Below are 18,155 nucleotides of genomic sequence, written 5' to 3' on the forward strand. Positions count from 1 at the left end.
CGTAGCGGAGGGAGGCGCCGGACTTCTTCCTGTCTGGAACCTCCAGTAGCAGAGCAGCGCTCGTTCTCTGATTTTTCGTCCGTACCCTCTTGCAGGGAAGCGTTAACCCCTGTAGGAGAAGCGCCGTCGGCCGGAGTGTAGCTCAGCCTGGTAGAGCACTGTGTTCGGGACGCAGGGGCCGGAGGTTCGAATCCTCTCACTCCGACCAGCCGATAATTTTTCTAGAAATCGTCAAAACTGTTTCAGGCTAACAGGCCAGCGCATTTCTGCGTCTGATGCGCAGGATCTAAAACGCAAAAAATGCCCTCCCCCTTTCGGGAGAGGGCACAACGGCTTCAGGAGCGCTTGTCAAAGGCCGAAGAAGTCGGCCAGACACCTTGGGCATAAACCTGCCCGTAAGCATGGACTTCCGTCAGATAGGTCCGCTCACCTTCAAGGACAATCTTCACGGTCGGTGCGAGCGTGCCACCGATGCGATAGGTCGTCGGGTCCTGCGGGTCAGCCGAACCGGGCTGCGGCAGGGTATCAATGAAGGACTGCACATAACCGGCAGGATCGACGAAGTGCGAGTAGGTCTCGTACGGCGCCGAGGACGGATTGCCGAGCACGAGGCCCGAACCGTTCAGCGGTGCATACGGACCGAAAATACCGTTCCGGGACACGAAACCATACACACCATCCGGGCCCGTGCTATTGCCGGTGAAAGTGGAATGATGGGAGATCGTGAACAGATAGGTCAGGCCGTCCTGGAACACGACATGGGGACGTTCCGTCTGGTCATTGACACCCAGCGCAGTCACGAGAGCCGGCAGCATTTCCCACTCCGAGAAATCACCCTTTGTGGCGTCGGACGTCAGGCGGGCAATGCCGATGGCCGCAGCGCCATACTGCGCACCAGCAGGAACAGTCGTAGCTGGCGGCACAAGGCCCATCTCGTCAGAACCGATGGTGAAGTCACCACGCATGCCCGGAACATTGCCTTCGAACAGGGCGTAGATCTGATTATCATCCGGATTACGGAAGATATGCGGATCGCGGAAGTCCCAGTACTCGTCCTCGACGATGTTGGCGTAGTTCACGCCGTCCGCCTGGAACATGTCCGTGCAGACATCGAAGCCCTCGAACCAGACGCCGGTGGCATCTGCCAGAATGCGGCCCGTCGTGTAGGACGGAACAGACTCAGACGGCGTATCGTTGACGGAGGTGTAGAACAGATCGACCGTATTGGCGCTGTTCTCGCGCATGACGGCACAACCGGACCATTCCCAGCTGCGGGAGTTGGCACCTTCCTTGATGACGCGACCACCGAACTTCCAGTCCGCGCCATTGCCGGTGCGGCTGTAGTAGTAGCCGATGTAGGAATAGTTGTTGCGGCTGTGCCAGCCCTCAGTCGTATCGCCCGTGGCAGCACGATCGGCAACGAGGGCGAACATGACGTACCAGCCCTTGAAGGTCACGGTCTTGCCGTGAATGTCGCGCAGCAGCCAAGTGTCCCACTGCCAGACATCGGAATCGATGACGGGGAACGCGTAGTCGATGACCGGCATGGTCGTGGTCGGATCATCGGTACGGATCTTCATCGCATCAGCGATCGTCCAGCGCGAACCCGACTGGACTGCGCTCTGCGTGCTGGAAACAGCGTTCATGAGTTTTCCTGTAGCTGAAAAAGAAAAAACCAGACGCACGTCAGAATCCGAGATAATGTTTCAGGTCCGGATGCTGACGTACAATCTGAATAAAGAAATCAGGTCCCGTACTGAGCCGTAATTTTTACGAAGAAAAACATGTCTTGCTTCTAAAATGCGCAACAAAAAAAGGCTGCTTCTTGCGAAAGCAGCCTTTTCAAAATTCTTTAACCTGAAATTAAGTTTTTAACGAGCAATCAATTACGTTTCATGGCTCAGTGCCACAGTTATAGAAAAAAGCTGCGCGCAATGCAAGCAGAAAACTTCCATCTGCCCTTGCAGGCTCCGATTCATAAAAAAACCCACCTGCTACTAGGTGGGTTTTTAAAGGAACCTGAAGGCCGCAGAAGTTAGCCGCGCTGAAAACCGGCCAGCGCGGATCGCGAAAGCTCTTCCAGAAGATCAATCGCGCCTTTCGAGTCGTTCAAGCAGGGCACGAGCGCAAACTCCTCTCCCCCTGCTTCCATGAATTCTTCCCGAAGCTCGTTCCCGATTTCATCCAGCGTTTCGATGCAATCCGTCATGAAACCAGGCATGATGACGGCAATCTTCGTAATTCCCTGTGCCGGAAGGGCTTTGACGAAAGGCGCCGTATAAGGCTGGATCCATTCAAGCGGCCCGAAGCGGGACTGAAACGTCAGAGGCATCTGCGCCTCACTCAGCCCAAGAGCCTTGCGCAGTCCGGCGATCGTCCGCTCACATTCATCCCGATACGTATCGCCCTTTTCGATGCAGGTTTTGGGAAGACCATGAAACGACGCAACAATCTGCTGCGGCTTGAAGGACAGTTCCGCCAGCGTGTCCTGGACAGACGTCTCAAGTGCGCGGATGAAAGCCGGATGATCCGGAAAGGACGGAACCGTCAGAACGGCTGGTTGACGTCGCAGACGCATGAGCGCACGGAAAAGCTGATCGTTGGCCGTAGCGGTCGTGGTTGCGGAATACTGCGGATAAAGCGCAATGCTGACGATCCGGTCGCAGCCCTGATCCATCAAACTTTCCAGCGCCTTTGCAACGGAAGGACGGCCGTAACGCATCCCCCATTCCACCGGCACACCATCGGCTTTAAGGCGCGCAGCAAGCCCTTCAGCCTGCCGACGGGTATAGACCCGCAAGGGAGATGCATTCTCGTCCCGATCCCAGATCCGCGCATAATTGGCGCCGCTAGCAAAAGGACGTTTTGTCAGGATGATGCCCTGAAGAATGGGCTGCCAGATCAGGGGAGGACTCTCGATGACGCGACGGTCAGAGAGAAACTCGCTCAGATATCTTCTGACTGAGAAATAGCCTGTATCGTCAGGCGTACCCAGATTGATCAGAAGAACACCCGTCCTGCCTTCCGGCGGAGGAGTAGTGCGGGGGGTTTTATGTAAGAAAGCCATGGTGCCCTCACTGTGGAACCGGGCACGCAGTCAGGTAAAGAGGGAAAACGTCCGGGGATACGCGTCCCTTGCGGGACGCTATCGTCGGTGCCTTACTTTCGCATAGGAAACATCCGGTTTCCGCATCCCTTGCAGGAGAGTATAGGCACACACCGCAACTGCGGCAGCCATCGGACCAACATACGGCAGAAGAGTATTCGTCAGAGCCATACTTGCCTCCTTTGAGCTTTTGGAAAAGATTTTCCGGTAAGCTCAATTCAGAGATTGAGCACATCTCTTCTGCATTTCAAGAAAAAAATCGAAATTCTTCAAAAAACATTCAAAAAAAATGAAATAATATCATTTTTTCAATATCTTAAACGCATACAACTCTGCATCACCTTGGCAGCTTTACGCAACCATCCCATCTCAGAGAGGTTACAGACGCATCATTCGATTTTGATTAAGGATTTCCAGACATGGCTACACAGGACCCCGTCATTTACGTTGTCGCTGACGGCGAAAAAGCCCGTTTCCTGCGCCTTGAAGGCTCACAACTCCGCACCATCGAAGCCTTCGACCTGCACAAAGGCTCCAGCGCGGAAAAGGACGTCTCGTCCATCAAAGCTCCTCACGAAAGCCCGCGTGATCAGCTCAAGGTGCATTTCACTCGCGATCTGGCCGCCCATATCAACAAGGCAGCACAGGACCACAACGTCGAAGGCATTCTGCTTGTCGCTCCACCGCAGGCTTCACACGAGATCCGCGAACACCTCGACAAGCCGACCACGAAAAAGCTCTTCAAAACGCTGGTCAAGGATCTGGTCAATACGCCGGACCACGATCTGCTGAAGCATCTCGACCGTCCAGAAACAGGCTGGTCCGAACTCGGCCCTGTCTGATTACCATCAGACCGTAGAGAGGATCGTCAGACAGTCCTTCCCGCACGACAGGGCTGCCTGACTCCGGTCGTTCCCGGCCAGGAGGACGGCAGCCCGCGCAGACAGCGCACGGCCAGAAGCCCGAAACATTGCGCTTCCAGAGCATCCCCATCCCATCCCAGGTTGTCCACAGATGCCACAGGCCCTAGCCGCCGGTTCAGTCCATCCATCAGGACCGGATTGTGACGCCCGCCTCCCGCCACAAACCACAGTTCCGGCCTCACTGGAAACACCGTTCGGGCCACGGATTCAACCGTAAAAGCCGCCAGAGTCGCTGCACCATCTGCCGCAGACAAATCCCGCACAAGCGCCATGGCTTCAGGATGGAAACTCAGTCTGTCGAGTGATTTGGGCATAGGGCGTGCAAAATACGGCATCGCCAGAAGCGCCTCCAGAACATCCTGACAGACCGTTCCCGCAGCCGCCAGTGCGCCACCGAAATCGCAGGGCTGACCCGTATGCTGGAGCGCCCAGTCATCCAGAAGTGCATTTCCCGGCCCGGTATCACAGGCCCACACGCCGCGCTCCCCGGCCAGATCCTGAGCTCCCAGAACCGTCACATTGGCGACACCTCCAATGTTGAGAACCGCAACAGGACGCCGTTCCTGCTCAAGCAGAGCAGCGTGAAACACCGGTACCAGCGGCGCGCCTTCCCCGCCATTTTCCAGATCCCGCGTCCGGAAATCATGCACGACCGGCACGTTGCACCGTTCCTGAAGAAGCCCAGCATCCCCAATCTGCCAGCTTCGGCCCAGTTCTGGCTGATGCAGGATGGTCTGACCATGAAACCCGATCACCGCAGGTTCAAGATCCGGCACCTGCTCCCGCAACAGACGTACTGCCTCCACATGCTGCAAGGTCAGATCCCAGGCGATCGCCAGAACGTCAGTATCATCCGCCGACAGGCCCGCTGCACGATCCAGCAGGGACCGCGTTTTGGCCCGGAGTTCCGGACTGTAGGGCAACGTCAAGGACGGCCCGATGCGCCCGATTCGGACGCCATCCGTTTCGATCAGAGCGGCATCCACCCCGTCCAAAGACGTCCCGCTCATCAGTCCAAGCGCCCAGATCATTCCGGTCGCACCCGCATTGGCCGCGGCATTCAAAGCCCGGCGAGCGCCAGATGCAGATTGCCCTGACACCGCTCCAGAAGCGGCTCGATCTCCGCCAGAGCCACACCATGCCGCAGCAGAACGGCCCGTTTCGTGTTCCCACGCACGCGTTTCAGAGCCTCACGCGCCTCTTCGGCTGTCCCTCCAGCCAGTTCCATGACCATGCGTTCCGCACGCGCCTGAAGCTTGTCGTTGCTGATGCGCATGTCCACCATGCGCCCACGATAAACATGCCCCAGACGCGTCATCAGCGCGGTGGAAAACAGGTTCAGCGTGACTTTCTGCGCTGTCCCGGCAGCCATCCGCGTTGAGCCCGCCAGAACTTCCGCTCCAGTCGGAATACAGATCCCAAACTCCGCTTCCCGCAACAGGCGCGAGTCCGGATTGCCACTCACGCCGATCGTCAGGGCTCCAACTTCCCGTCCAAGCTGAACAACCGCACAAGTGTAAGGCGTGTTGCCGCTAGCCGCGACGCCGATCACTACGTCACGTTCGGTCGGATGATGGTCCAGCAGATCAAGCCGCGCCTGATCTTCCCGGTCTTCCGCACCTTCTGCAGCCTGCGTCGTCGCCCCGGCGCCACCGGCCAGCAACAGAACCAGCTTTTCGGGCGCGACCCCAAAGGTCGGCGTCAGCTCCACGCCATCCTGCAAGCCGATCCGCCCCGACGTCCCGGCCCCCGCATAGACCAGCCGCCCCCCGGCCTGAAGCCGGGGCACAGCCGCCTCAACGGCGCGTTCAATGGACGGCAACGCCTCACCAACCTGATCCAGAGCCGCTTTCTGCGATGTCAGAAGCCGCTCCAGAAGAGCATCGAGCGGCAGGTGCTCGATATCTTCATTGGCCGCGAGAACCGTCTCCGTGCGGGAGTTTGTCATTCAGCCTCGTCTTCGTCCGGAACTTCATTGCGACGGAAAAGCTGCCCGTCCTTCAAAAGCCCCTGCTCGACAACGCTTTCCGCAATCTGAACCGCATTGAGGGCTGCGCCCTTGCGCAGATTGTCGGACACACACCACAGCGCCAGACCGCTCTCGACAGACGGATCAATTCGCAGACGAGACACATACGTCGCATCCTCGCCCACACATTCGATCGGCGTGACATAGCCGCCGTCTTCGCGTTCATCGCGCAGAATCACACCCGGCGCCTTGCGCAGCGCCTCGCGTGCCTTCTTCAGATCGACAGGCTTTTCGCACTCGATGCTGATGGCTTCCGAATGCCCGATGAACACCGGAACGCGCACGCAGGTCGCCAGAACCTTGATGTCCGGGTCCATGATCTTGCGGGTTTCGACGGCCATCTTCCATTCTTCCTTGGTCGCACCGTCGTCCATGAAACGGTCGATATGGGGAATGACGTTGAAGGCGATCTGCTTTGTGAACTGCGCGACCGTCGGCGGATCATTGACGAAGGTGCCCTTGGTCTGGGCGAACAGCTCGTCCATCCCGTCCTTGCCCGCACCTGAAACGGCCTGATAGGTCGAAACCACGATCCGCTTGATGCGGAACAGGTCATGCAACGGCTTGAGCGCCACGAGCATCTGCGCGGTGGAGCAATTCGGGTTGGCGATGATGCCTCGGCTGGCTTTGCCGATGGCGGCGGCATTCACTTCCGGCACGATCAGGGGGATCCCCGGCTCCATGCGGAAATGCGACGTGTTGTCGATCACCACACATCCCGCAGCCGCAGCCTTGGGCGCATAAACGGCTGAAATCGCGCCCCCCGGCGAGAACAGCGCAATATCCCAGCCTTTGAAATCGAACGTCTCGAGGTTCTGAACCTTCAGGACCATCTTGTCCCCGAAAGAAATCTCGCGCCCAGCCGACCGCGGTGAGGCCAGCGCCACAACCTCATCGACCGGAAACTCCCGCTCCGCCAGAATTCGCAGAAGTTCACGCCCCACCGCACCCGTGGCGCCAACAACCGCAACCCGATAACCCATGATCTTTTCCTGTTCCCTGAAAATCAGCCCAAAAAAGGCAGACGCTTTACAAGCGACGACAGACGGTGCCGACGCAGTTCGTAGCGAGCCTTGCGCCCCGTCGCCATGTAGTTGAGCTGGATCGCATATCGCGTTCCCACAAACTGCCGGTGCCCGTGCCAGGTTGTCAGACCGTTCGGAAACACCAGAAGCGTCCCTTCCGCAGGTGTCACCTCGACGCCGAAATCCTCGACATCATCCGGCCCGTTCAACAGCCGCAGACAGCCATCGCGTGACGCCCAGTCCTCACCGCGCGGATTGAGATACAGCAGGATCGTGACCAGCTTGGCCTCCGAATCCCGATGGATCCGCCCGTCCTTTTCCCGCGTGCGCCCACGCATTGTCAGCATGGTCGGCGCATCCTCCAAATCCAGCCCGAATTTCTCAGAAACCAGAGCCTTAAGCTTCGGCCCCTGCAATTCCGCAATCATGCCTGCGACACGCGGCGTCAGCTTCAACGCTTCCGGCGGAAAGGAGCCGCCGGATTTCATTGCCGGCAGGTCCGAAACAACTGCCTTCAGATCATCGTTGCCGATGAAATGCGGCACCACCAGATGCGGAAACGGTTTTCCCGCAACGGGCGTGCTCTCGAACGCATTATAATCAAGAGAAATCCTGCTCATGGCGCGGAAGGCTAGACGCGGCCCACGTCGGCGACAAGGCCTATTCCACACATGTGAGACCTGCCTTTTACGAAAGAATATTACCCCCGTAGCGGCTTATGCGCCCGGACCATCCGGTTCGTCGCCAGATAACGGACATATCCTGCCCCCAGACGGTTCGCGCCACCCATGCAGACATGCGGCCCCGGCTGCAAAGAATCGCGCCCGCCCCAGACCGTATGAAGAAGGCGCGGATCGGTCCGGCATTCCAGCATTCGATGATCCACACCTGACTGACTGACTTCATCCGTCAGAACCGCATGCGCGGACAGACCGTCCCGACGCAACTCTTGCGCTCCTGCTGACACAGCCGTCAGCGCAAAACCACTTCCCGTCAGAACTGCAAGAAACAGCAGAGCACGCATCAGCGAAACTCCCATCCCAACAAGGCCGGCTCAGGACCGGTCACCAAACTAGACGACTCTCAGCCATGAAAAGTTGCGGCAACTTTGTGGCACAATGAACAGATTTTTGCCTTCAAACGGTCAGAGCACTGGAATTCTTCTCGATTTTCCTGCCTCATTTTTTACCCCTTCCCCGACTCAAGGCGTCCTTTCATGAACACACGTTCCCTCGTCCTTCCCGAACTGCTTCCCTTTCTTGAAGAAATTCCGACAGTCGATCTTTCGCCTGAATCTCTACCCGCCTTTCGCGATGGGCTGGAACATCTCGCCGGACAGTCCTTCCTTCAGGCTGAGGACTATCCCGTCACCCTTGAACGCCTGACAATCCCCGCCACGGACACATCGCCCGCCATCCGCCTCCTGAGTGTCCGCCCCCGCAAGGAAGCCACAGCGCCACGTCCGGCCCTTCTGCACCTGCATGGAGGCGGCTATTTCTCAGGCCAACCAGAACTGACGGCTACACAGCTCTGCCAGTTTGCACAGGATCTGGACTGCGTCGTCCTCTCCCCAGATTACCGACTTGCCCCCGAACATCCTTTCCCCGCGGCGATCGAAGATGCCTATACGACGCTTTGCTGGATCACACGGAATGCCGAAACCCTTGGCATCGATGCCTCCCGCATTGGCCTCACAGGAGAAAGCGCTGGTGGCGGCCTAGCAGCCGGACTGGCTCTCCTGACCCGCGACCGCGAAGGCCCAACGCTCCTGTTCCAGAACCTCATTTACCCCATGCTGGATGACCGGACGATTGCGGATCAGCTAAACTCTTCCCCCGTTGGAGGGGAGTTCCTGTGGACCCGCACCAGCAATACTTTTGCATGGACCTCCCTTCTGAATCCTGTAACGCCCGGATCAGAGGACGTCTCACCGTACGCCGCGCCTGCGCGCGCCACTGATCTGTCCGATCTGCCGCCGGTCTATCTGTCCGTCGGCGCTCTTGACCTATTTCTGGACGAGAACCTCGTCTACGCTCAGCGCCTCATCCATCAGGGCGTTTCAGTCGAGCTAGAGATCGTACCCGGTGCCTGCCATGTCTTCGACCAGACAGACACCCAGGTCGCCACCCGCTCCATCGCACGCAGAATCGACGCCATGAAACGCGGATTCGGCCTGTGAATAGATAAAACACTGAACAGACGGAGATTGGCCCTGTTCCGCCAATCCGCTAAAGTGCGCGGCCAAAAGACAGGCCCCGGTTCCCATCACGTCACAGGGGCCGGGGACACAGGAGAACGAGTTCATGGGCGACCATCGCGATGACCTGGACGCCATCAACGGCGAGAACACCGTCTATTTGGCGGAGCTGCACACACGCTGGCAGCACGACCCGTCATCCGTGGACATGGCTTTCGCCTCCCTGTTTGAAACCCTTGGCGCCGACCGCCTGCCTCCGGAAATAGCGACGCAGACCGACGCCAGCGCGGAAAGCCTGAAATTCGCCTATCGCCTGCGCGGCCATGCCACCGCAAAGCTGGACCCACTCGGCCTGGCACCCGTTCCCGACATTGCCGAACTGAACCCGCCCGGAGCCGACCGGGACCTGATCGCCCGCCTGCGCCGCGCCTATTGCGGCACCACGGCCGCCGAGTTCATGCATCTTCAGGACCCCGCCCAGCGCCAGTGGTGGATCGACCGCCTGGAAAACCCGGCTCCCGCCCCATCGCTGGACCAGAAGCGCATTCTCCTCGCCTTGACCCGCGCCGAAGGCTTCGAACAATTCTGCCAAAAGCGCTTCATGGGCATGCGCCGCTTCGGCCTCGAAGGCGGTGAGAGCGTCATCGTCGCCCTGCGTACCCTGATTGATGCCGCCGCACAGGACGACGTGCGCTCTGTCTCGCTCGGCATGCCCCATCGCGGCCGTCTGAACGTGATGGCCAACATCCTGCGTAAGCCGTTTGCCGCCATTTTCAGCGAATTCGCAGGCACCGCCTTCAAGCCCGACACCATTCAGGGCTCGGGCGATGTCAAATACCATCTCGGCACCGCCACAACGCTCGAACATGCGGGCCACACTGTCCGCATTTCGCTCCTGCCCAACCCCTCTCATCTGGAAGCGGTGGACCCCGTCGTGCTCGGCCGTGTCCGCGCCGATCAGGACCGCGAAAAGGACCACGACCGTCAGCATCATCTGGGCATTCTCGTCCACGGCGACGCCGCCTTCGCCGGTCAGGGCGTCGTGTACGAAACCCTTAGCCTCTCGAAACTGGAAGGCTACCGGACGGGCGGTACGGTTCACGTCATCATCAACAACCAGATCGGCTTCACCACCGTCCAGTCCGATGCCCATTCTGGCATCCACAACACCGACATCGCAAAATCCGTTCAAGCCCCGATCCTACACGTCAATGGCGACGATCCCGAAGCCGTCTCCCGCTGTGCCTTTCTGGCGCATGAATGGCGCTGCACCTTCCAGTCCGACATCGTGCTGGATGTCGTCTGCTATCGCCGTCACGGCCATAACGAAGCCGATGAACCCGCCTTCACGCAACCCGCGATGGTCCACGCCATCCAGTCCCGCGCCACGACACGCAGTCTCTATGCTCAGCATCTGATCCACACTGGCGTTATGACGGAGGCCGAAGTCGAAGAGATGTGGACGCATTTCCAGCGCCGGCTGGAAGAGCAGTTCGAGAAATCCAAAACCTATCAGCCCAACAGCACGGACTGGCTCGACGGCCCCGAAGATCCGACCCGCCTTCAGGACGAACAGGACCGCATCCAGCCCATGACCGGCGTACCGCTCCGGCGCCTTCAGGAAGTCGGAGACGCCATCGGTACGATCCCCGAAGGTCTGGCCGTTCACCCCCGTCTGGCCCGGCAGATCACCGCGCGCGGCAAAGCCGTGACCGATGGCGGTCCGATCGACTGGGCCACGGCCGAGGCCCTAGCCTTCGGCACCCTGTCGATGGATGGACATCCCGTGCGCCTCTCCGGGCAGGACAGCCGCCGCGGCACGTTCAGTCAGCGTCATGCCGTGCTGTTCGATCAGGGCACAGGCCGCGAAGACACCCCCCTGACCCATATCGCGCCCCATCAGGCCCCACTGAACATCTGGAATTCACCGCTCTCGGAATACGCTGTCCTCGGCTTCGAATACGGCTATTCCCTCGGCGACCCAGAAGCGCTGGTCCTGTGGGAAGCGCAGTTCGGCGATTTCGCGAATGGCGCACAGATCATTCTCGATCAGTTCATCGCTTCGGGCGAAACCAAATGGCTGCGAACATCCGGCCTGACCCTGCTTCTGCCCCACGGCTATGAAGGTGGTGGCCCGGAACATTCTTCCGCCCGCCCCGAACGCATCCTTCAGCTCTGCGCAGAAAACAACATGCGCGTGTGCAACATCACCACGCCCGCCAACTACTTCCACGCCCTGCGCCGCCAGATCGCGCGACGCTGCCGCAAGCCGTTGGTCGTCTTCACGCCCAAATCACTGCTCCGCAACAAGGACGCAGTATCCATGCTGGACGCGATAGGACCGCATACACGTTTCCAGCCCGTCCTGCCCGATCCGGCGAAAGAAGACGGCGCACGCCGGATCATCCTGTGCACCGGGAAGGTCTATTATGATCTCATCGCCGAACGGACGCGCCAGAGCCGCGACGATGTCGCCATCATCCGCATCGAACAGCTCTACCCGTTCCCGCACCATGCCTTGATGGAACAACTTGTCCGCCACCCGGATGCAGAACAGGTCCTATGGTGTCAGGAAGAGCCGCAAAATAACGGAGCCTGGATTTTCGTGGACCGTCGCATCGAACGCGCCTTGCGTGGCTGCAACCATCGTGCGCAGCGGCCGGACTATGCCGGCCGCGAAAGCACAGCTTCTCCCGCAACGGGGCTACCAGGCGTCCACGCCGCCCAGCAGGAAAAACTGGTTCAGGATGCCCTATCCTGAACCTCCCCGGCCTGATTAAAACTCAGGTCGGACCACCCTGATAGCCATAGCTGCTCTGGCCCGCCCCGACATTTCCGTAGCCATCGCCACGGAACTGCCGCGATCCCTGGCCACCATAATCCGGGCCACAGGCCGCAAGAGCCGTCAGCAGTGCAAGCGCCACCCCAATCCGAACGCGCGTCATCAACGTTTCCTCTTATCATCGTTTTCTCGCGTCACACTACGCCGCCAGACCGACACGCGCCACAAGCTGTCCTGCCAGAGACAGAATGGTATTTTTCAGAATTTATAGGAAATAGTGAACCAACTAGGAGTAGTTAAAACAATGATTTAAACTGTCTATATTTCTTTTTTTATCGAAAAATCAAACACTTAGAAGTAATTTGTCAGATTTACTTCTTCCTCAAAAAAGGTGCGTGTTAGTAAAAAAGTACGCGAAGTCAAACCAAATCGGAAAAGTGTCAAACCGGCCTAAAAGATGGCCGTTTTCTAGAATTTTTAAAGGATTGGTGAACCGGCTGGGACTCGAACCCAGGACCATTCGATTACATACCACTTCGGTTTTCACCGCCCCCGTTTAGGGTTCGTGGTCTGGACTTTATCTTCACCATAGGCCGGAGCCGTTAGGTGGACCCTGTCAAGTCTCTACACCTTCCATCTTACGATGGCTTGGCTCGGTATTGGCACGATCTAGAAGATCAGAGCGTTCACCGAGTTTAAGGTCTTTTCAACAGCCAGTTTCCCGACTGTGCTCCCATTGAAAGTCGAATGCTCTACCAACTGAGCTACCGGTTCCAACCAATGTCGCCCCTATACACAGGGTCAGACTCCGGTGCAACCCCTCGTTTCGTTCACATCATAGGCTTTTTGCCTATAAAAATGGCCGGAGTCGAAAGGTTTGGACCATTCCCTACTGTTTTATTTACCGGAAGAAGAAAGTCAGGCATCTGTCATGGCGTATTGCGACACGCCGCCAGTCCTTGAGCCTTCCAAACCTGATCTCGATGCAGTTGCAGCGTTTGTATTTCCGCCTGTCGTATTTGAGAGGTTTTCCGCGAGATTTTCGTTCTGGAATGCAGAGTTTGATACTCTTCTTTTCCAGGACGTCTCTGAATCAGTCGGCCTGACCAGAAACTATGTCCACTATCTCAGAAACACCTATCTGCTGACCGACACGACGGCTCGCTCAACGACAACTCACGCTTAACGCGAACTATATCCAGGGTCCGTTCACCCTTCAGTGGCAGACCCGCTGGTTCGTCCCTCTACCCGGTTCAGGTTCCTGCTTTTCCGATAAATAAAAAAAGATCAACCCGTCTCTATGGGCATATGCTTGACCTTGATGTTGTAGCCTTTAAGCATTCCATACCAGTACAGACGGGGGAAGACTTCCGTCTTTAGGCACCAGGCAAAGCGGCTGGGTTTACGCTGGTCATAGGAGAAGCTAGGCGCAACCTTGCCGCCATACAGGAACTCGGCCAGCACGACCTTACCGTAGGATACGGTTAGCGGGCAGGCGCCGTAACCGTCATAGCTGCCCATCTGCGGGCGGCCATCAAGCGAGGCCAGCAAGTTTTCTACGACAACCGGAGCTTGTTCGCGGACAGCAGCGGCTGTCTTGGCGTTGCTGGTACCCAGAACATCCCCGGCGCCGAAGATGTTGTCATAGGTCTTGTGACGCAGGACGGTCGGATCGACATCCAGCCAGCCAGCTTCATTGGCAAGCGGGCTTTTCTTGACGAAATCTGGAGCGCTCTGCGGCGGAACGACATGCAGCATGTCGAACTGGCGTACCACGATCTGATCCGTTCCGACGATCTGGAACGTGGCTTCGCGCTTCTCACCGTCCACCTTGATCAGGTTTTCCTTCAGATGAAGGTTCACGCCGTAATAGTCGATCTCGCGCTGGAGCGAAGGGACGAAATACGGCACACCGAACAGGGCGTTTCCGGCCAGCGAGAAATTGACTTCCGTACGATGCAGCGAGCCTTCTCGGCGCCAGTGATCACAGGCCAGATAGACAATCTTCTGTGGCGCGCCGGCGCATTTGATGGGCATGGGTGGCTGTGTGAACAGAGCCTTGCCGCCATCGAGATGCCGGATGCATTCCCAAGTATAGGCGGCCGTCTCACGCGAATAATTCGACGTCACACCATTGCGGCCCAGTGTCTCAGGCAGGCCTTCGATCTTGTCCCAGTCAAGCTGAAGGCCGGGGCAGACAATCAGACGGCGATACTCAACAGCACGGCCGCTTTTCAGTGTCACGCTGTTGGCTTCAGGCTGGAAGCTCTCAACGGTATCGCGCAGCCAAGTGACATTGCGCGGGATCAGCCCGCCTTCCTGCCGCAACGTTTCGGGCAGCGTCATCACTCCCGCACCGACAAGGGTCCAGCCCGGCTGGTAAGCATGCGTCGTGGACGGTTCGATAATGGCGATCGACAGGTTGGCGCGTTCACGCCTGAGCTGTGCTGCAATGGTGATGCCGGCGGCACCACCGCCGACGATGACGACTGAGAAACGGTCCTGTTGGGTCGGGTCTGCCATGTTCGGTTACTCCAACGTCATTATGCGACGGAAAGAGTCTAGTCCAAAAGAGCAAGTCTTTCCGTCAGAAGCGAATAGAAGGCATCTGAATCAACGTCATTGATCCATAATGCGTTCGGAACGCGATTGGTTACGTTCCACAGATCAACAACACTCTGACCCACACATAGCGGCGCGTCGACCTCGATTTCTACATTGCAGTCCCGCCCTGAGAAAAGCTCAGGCCACAAAAGAAAACCGATGGTAAGCGGATCGTGCAGCGCGCCACCTTCCCAGCCGTATTTCTGCTTTTCGAACCGATCTTCCGCACCCAGCATCCGCACTACCATGTCCGTGACTGGCGAGCCGATCGCAGCAATTGGCGCCAGCCGGGCTGGTGTCGCAATGGCGCGATGCGTCACATCCAACGGCAGAAGCGTGATGGGAATGCCAGAATGCATGACAATCCGGGCCGCATGCGGGTCCACGAAAAAATTAAATTCCGCGGTCGGCGTGATGTTGCCGCCTTCGCGCTGCGCTCCGCCCATAGCCACGACTCCCGCAATCCGGGCCGCGATATCCGGCGCATGGCTCAACGCCAAAGCGAGATTCGTCATCGGCCCGAGGCAGACGAGCGTGATCGCGCCCTCGGGTTCACGACGCAGCAAATCCACGAGCCAGGTCGCAGCATCAATCGCTTGCGAACGTAATGTCGGCTCCGGAAGATCAGCGCCGGCCATGCCCGTTTCACCATGGACGTGCTCAGCGCTTATGGGCGCACGATGCAGAGGACGTGCCGCGCCCCCGAAAACGGGAATATCGGTGCGCCCTGCAAGTTCGAGCAGGGCGCAGGCATTCTTCGTCGTCAGGGCAACGGGCACATTGCCGGCAACGGTCGTGATGGCCTCGACCGTCAGTTCCGGCGAGGCCAGCGCCAGCAGAATGGCAACCGCATCGTCCTGACCCGGATCGGTGTCGATAACGATGCGGCGGGGTATGATCGATGCGGATCCGGCCTGTGTCATCATGCTTCTTCTTCGGAGTCCTTGATCCAGACCTCAACCGGGCCCGTAACCTTGATCGTCATCGGACGGCCACGCCGATCCAGCGTCTTGCCGACGGCCAGACGGACCCAGCCTTCGCTGATGCAGTATTCCTCGACAGTGGTACGCTCTTCGCCCTTGAAACGGACACCGATGCCGCGCGAAAGCAGCTCTTCGTTGTAATACGGGCTGTCCGGGCTGGCGGAGAGACGATCGGGAATGGTGTCGGTCATGGCAGGGCTATCCTCGTTTGTATCAGATCCGATCATGTTGGACCGGCGCGTCAGAGGTTTTCTCTGTAGCGCCGGATGGGCGGCTCTCCAAGTCTAGCTATGCAAAAGGACATGGCTGCTCCCACAGGACGCACAGCGCTGCTATGAGAGACACTCCTCGTCGGAGACAGACCTCTCATGCCGTACTGCTCTTTTCGCTGCAAACCGGAGCGCCGCCTTCCCGGACTGACCGCCTTCGCATCGCTTCTGGTGCTGCTGACGGCAGGAGCCGTCCTGTCCGGCTGCGCCTCGGATGACGATGGCGACAACTGGTCCGTTAGTGCACCTGTTTCGGCCGGGCAGGCCATCCGACTGGATTCCGTGCCGTCCCATGAGCCGGCCTCGGTCTATCGTCTGACCTATCGCAGTACCGATGCCCGCAATCCACAGCAGCTTGTCCGCGTCTCCGCACAGGTTCTGATTCCTCACGGTCATGCACCGGCAGGCGGCTGGCCCGTTCTGGCCTGGGCGCATGGGGAAAGCGGTCTACACTTGACCTGCGCGCCCTCCGTCATGGGGATCGGGACCGTGCAGGCACATTTCTATGACGGCTGGCTGCGTCAGGGCTTTGCGATCGTCGCGACCGACTATCCGGGCATGGGCGAGCCCGGCGCGCCGCTTCTGTTGAATGCACGCTCGGAAGGCATGAGCGTGCTCGATTCCGTCCGTGCGGCTCGCGAACGCCTGCCAGATCTGTCGGAGAACGTTGTGTTGAATGGCCATGCACAGGGTGGTCAGGCAACCCTAGCCGCTGCGGCCATGGCTTCAACCTATGCGCCCCATCTGCGGATTCTGGGCACAATCGCCGCTGCCCCTCCCTATCTCGACGAGCAGACGGCGCAGGAACTTCTGCATCCCGCCAACCCGCGCAGTTTCTCGCCCGCCGTGCCGGAACTTCTGACGCTCGGGCAGTCGCTGGTCGAAGCCGATCCGTCCACGGATATCAACGAGGCCTTCACGCCCCGGGGACAGCGCCTTCTGCATGAAGCCGGATCCATGTGCGCCTCGGATTTCTTTCCAATCGCCAAACGCTCCGGCCTGACGCCCGCCACCCTGCTCGAACCCGAGGCCAGCCGTGTTCTGGCACCGGTGTTCGACTGGGCGAAATATCCCAGCTTCTCCCTACCCTCACCCGTACTCATCGAGTCCGGCGCGCAGGATCTGCATACCTCCAGCAACCAGCAGAAGCGTCTCGTCACCCGTCTCTGCTCCGCCGGAACCGCTGTGACGCACCGGATTCATAACGCCAGCCATAACGGCACCCTCGCCGCCATGACTATCGAGGCCCACAGCTTTGCAGGGCAACTTCTACAAGGCACGAAGCCACGTTCGGACTGCAATTAACCGGACTGCGCCGTTCTGCAGCGCCAGGGTAGAAATGTTTTCACCCCGGCGGGGGTCGCATCCCGGAAACACTCTGTTAGACTTCGCCGGATGAATATCCTGATTACAGGGGCTGCATCCGGTATCGGACGCGGTCTTGCCCTGAAGCTGGCCCGCCCCGGCGTTTCCCTGCAACTATGCGATCATGCGGCCGATGGCCTGATGGAAACGGCCCGGCAATGTGATGAACAGGGCGCCAGCGCTGTCCCGGCCGTTCTGGATACCCGAAACCGGCAGGGCATGGCAGATTGGATTGCAACCGCTTCCGGCGAGAGGCTCGACATGGCATTTCTCTGCGCAGGCATCACGGGCGGTCTGCCTCCGGAGACCGATGACGGTCTGGTGCTGGAGCGTGAAGAGCGTGTGTGGGAGATGCTCGATATCAACCTGACTGGAACGCTCAACACTTTTTTCCCGGTCGTGGCGGCTATGCGCAGGCAGCAGCGGAAAGGCGAGAACCTTCGGGGCCGAATTTGCGTGATGGCGTCCGTCGCGGGATTCGTCTGCTATCCCGGTACACCCTCCTATTCCGCGTCCAAAGCCGCGCTAGACCGCTTCATCGTGGCCAATGCGGTTCATTTGCAGCGTTTTGGCATCAGCCTGACCAGCGTATGCTGCGGATTTGTCGATACGGCCATGGTGAAGCAAAACCGTTTTCCGATGCCGGGTCTGGTGTCCACGGAAGAGGCCGTCCGTCGGATCCTGCATGGCACGCTGCGCCAGACGCGACGGGTGACCTTCCCGTCCTGGCTGCTCATGGGTTCCCGACTGATGGACCTGCTTCCGCCTCGGCTGTCCGAGCGATATTATATGACGCAGCCCTCCGCCCAGCCCGCGGGAATGCCCGATTTCTGACTCCCTGCACGGCGGATAACTGACATTTTGTGTCCTAT

At 58.8% G+C, this 18,155-nt stretch carries 16 protein-coding genes, 1 tRNA gene and 1 pseudogene; 6 read left to right on the plus strand and 12 right to left on the minus strand.

Features of this window, described 5'->3' with window-relative positions:
* Positions 1-131: 131 nt before the first annotated feature.
* Positions 132-208, plus strand: a tRNA-Pro gene (locus GSP01_RS10560).
* Positions 209-335: 127 nt separating this feature from the next.
* Here GSP01_RS10560 and GSP01_RS10565 read toward each other — a convergent pair.
* The gene (locus tag GSP01_RS10565; protein WP_141353362.1) at positions 336-1,646 is read right to left on the minus strand and encodes a glycoside hydrolase family 68 protein; all 1,311 of its coding nucleotides are present in this window, start codon (positions 1,644-1,646) and stop codon (positions 336-338) included.
* Between the two features lie 389 nt (positions 1,647-2,035).
* The gene (hemH, locus tag GSP01_RS10570; RefSeq protein WP_141353364.1) at positions 2,036-3,067 is read right to left on the minus strand and encodes a ferrochelatase; all 1,032 of its coding nucleotides are present in this window, start codon (positions 3,065-3,067) and stop codon (positions 2,036-2,038) included.
* Positions 3,068-3,525: 458 nt separating this feature from the next.
* Between hemH and GSP01_RS10575 the strand changes: the two genes are divergently transcribed.
* Positions 3,526-3,948 carry a host attachment protein gene (locus GSP01_RS10575; protein WP_141353366.1) on the plus strand — a complete coding sequence of 141 codons (423 nt, stop codon included), beginning with the start codon at positions 3,526-3,528 and terminating at the stop codon, positions 3,946-3,948.
* A gap of 26 nt (positions 3,949-3,974) precedes the next feature.
* Here GSP01_RS10575 and GSP01_RS10580 read toward each other — a convergent pair whose 3' ends face one another.
* The 5 genes from GSP01_RS10580 to GSP01_RS10600 all read right to left on the minus strand — a co-directional run bounded on the left by GSP01_RS10580 (position 3,975) and on the right by GSP01_RS10600 (position 8,107).
* On the minus strand, positions 3,975-5,060 hold the full coding sequence (locus GSP01_RS10580) for an anhydro-N-acetylmuramic acid kinase (protein WP_141353418.1): 1,086 nt from the start codon (positions 5,058-5,060) through the stop codon (positions 3,975-3,977).
* A 29-nt stretch (positions 5,061-5,089) separates the two neighbouring features.
* The gene (locus GSP01_RS10585) at positions 5,090-5,977 is read right to left on the minus strand and encodes an N-acetylmuramic acid 6-phosphate etherase (protein ID WP_141353368.1); all 888 of its coding nucleotides are present in this window, start codon (positions 5,975-5,977) and stop codon (positions 5,090-5,092) included.
* Positions 5,974-7,041: an aspartate-semialdehyde dehydrogenase gene (locus GSP01_RS10590; RefSeq protein ID WP_141353370.1), complete on the minus strand. Its 1,068-nt coding sequence runs from the start codon at positions 7,039-7,041 to the stop codon at positions 5,974-5,976. Before GSP01_RS10590 ends, GSP01_RS10585 begins: the two co-directional genes overlap by 4 nt.
* Before the next feature lie 23 nt (positions 7,042-7,064).
* Positions 7,065-7,703 (minus strand): 2OG-Fe(II) oxygenase family protein, encoded by a 639-nt coding sequence (locus GSP01_RS10595; protein ID WP_141353372.1) that lies wholly within the window; start codon positions 7,701-7,703, stop codon positions 7,065-7,067.
* A gap of 80 nt (positions 7,704-7,783) precedes the next feature.
* Positions 7,784-8,107, minus strand: coding sequence for a hypothetical protein (locus GSP01_RS10600; protein ID WP_141353374.1), 324 nt, complete (start codon positions 8,105-8,107; stop codon positions 7,784-7,786).
* Between the two features lie 192 nt (positions 8,108-8,299).
* Here GSP01_RS10600 and GSP01_RS10605 point away from each other — a divergent pair, with 192 nt between their 5' ends.
* Positions 8,300-9,262 carry an alpha/beta hydrolase gene (locus tag GSP01_RS10605; protein WP_141353376.1) on the plus strand — a complete coding sequence of 321 codons (963 nt, stop codon included), beginning with the start codon at positions 8,300-8,302 and terminating at the stop codon, positions 9,260-9,262.
* Positions 9,263-9,386: 124 nt separating this feature from the next.
* Entirely contained in the window at positions 9,387-12,041 is a 2,655-nt protein-coding gene (locus GSP01_RS10610) for a 2-oxoglutarate dehydrogenase E1 component (protein WP_141353378.1), read from the plus strand.
* Between the two features lie 22 nt (positions 12,042-12,063).
* On the opposite strand, the gene GSP01_RS14750 is transcribed toward GSP01_RS10610, so the two are convergent.
* The 5 genes and pseudogenes from GSP01_RS14750 to GSP01_RS10630 form a co-directional block, all read right to left on the minus strand.
* Positions 12,064-12,225, minus strand: coding sequence for a hypothetical protein (locus GSP01_RS14750; RefSeq protein ID WP_167495529.1), 162 nt, complete (start codon positions 12,223-12,225; stop codon positions 12,064-12,066).
* A 738-nt stretch (positions 12,226-12,963) separates the two neighbouring features.
* Positions 12,964-13,155: pseudogene (locus tag GSP01_RS10615) on the minus strand (IS5/IS1182 family transposase); the annotation flags it as partial.
* Between the two features lie 194 nt (positions 13,156-13,349).
* Entirely contained in the window at positions 13,350-14,585 is a 1,236-nt protein-coding gene (locus tag GSP01_RS10620; RefSeq protein WP_141353380.1) for an NAD(P)/FAD-dependent oxidoreductase, read from the minus strand.
* 38 nt (positions 14,586-14,623) lie between these two features.
* The gene (locus tag GSP01_RS10625) at positions 14,624-15,592 is read right to left on the minus strand and encodes a nucleoside hydrolase (protein WP_141353382.1); all 969 of its coding nucleotides are present in this window, start codon (positions 15,590-15,592) and stop codon (positions 14,624-14,626) included.
* Positions 15,589-15,840, minus strand: a complete 252-nt coding sequence (locus GSP01_RS10630) for a DUF3297 family protein (RefSeq protein ID WP_041112680.1) — start codon at positions 15,838-15,840, stop codon at positions 15,589-15,591. Before GSP01_RS10630 ends, GSP01_RS10625 begins: the two co-directional genes overlap by 4 nt.
* A 177-nt stretch (positions 15,841-16,017) precedes the next feature.
* On the opposite strand from GSP01_RS10630, the gene GSP01_RS10635 reads away from it, so the two are divergent.
* Together GSP01_RS10635 and GSP01_RS10640 are read left to right on the plus strand one after the other, a co-directional pair.
* Entirely contained in the window at positions 16,018-17,223 is a 1,206-nt protein-coding gene (locus tag GSP01_RS10635; protein ID WP_141353384.1) for a lipase family protein, read from the plus strand.
* 90 nt (positions 17,224-17,313) lie between these two features.
* Positions 17,314-18,117 carry an SDR family NAD(P)-dependent oxidoreductase gene (locus tag GSP01_RS10640; protein WP_141353386.1) on the plus strand — a complete coding sequence of 268 codons (804 nt, stop codon included), beginning with the start codon at positions 17,314-17,316 and terminating at the stop codon, positions 18,115-18,117.
* Positions 18,118-18,155: the final 38 nt, after the last annotated feature.

Source organism: Gluconobacter sphaericus NBRC 12467 (assembly GCF_006539125.1).
GTDB classification, from domain to species: Bacteria; Pseudomonadota; Alphaproteobacteria; order Acetobacterales; family Acetobacteraceae; genus Gluconobacter; species Gluconobacter sphaericus.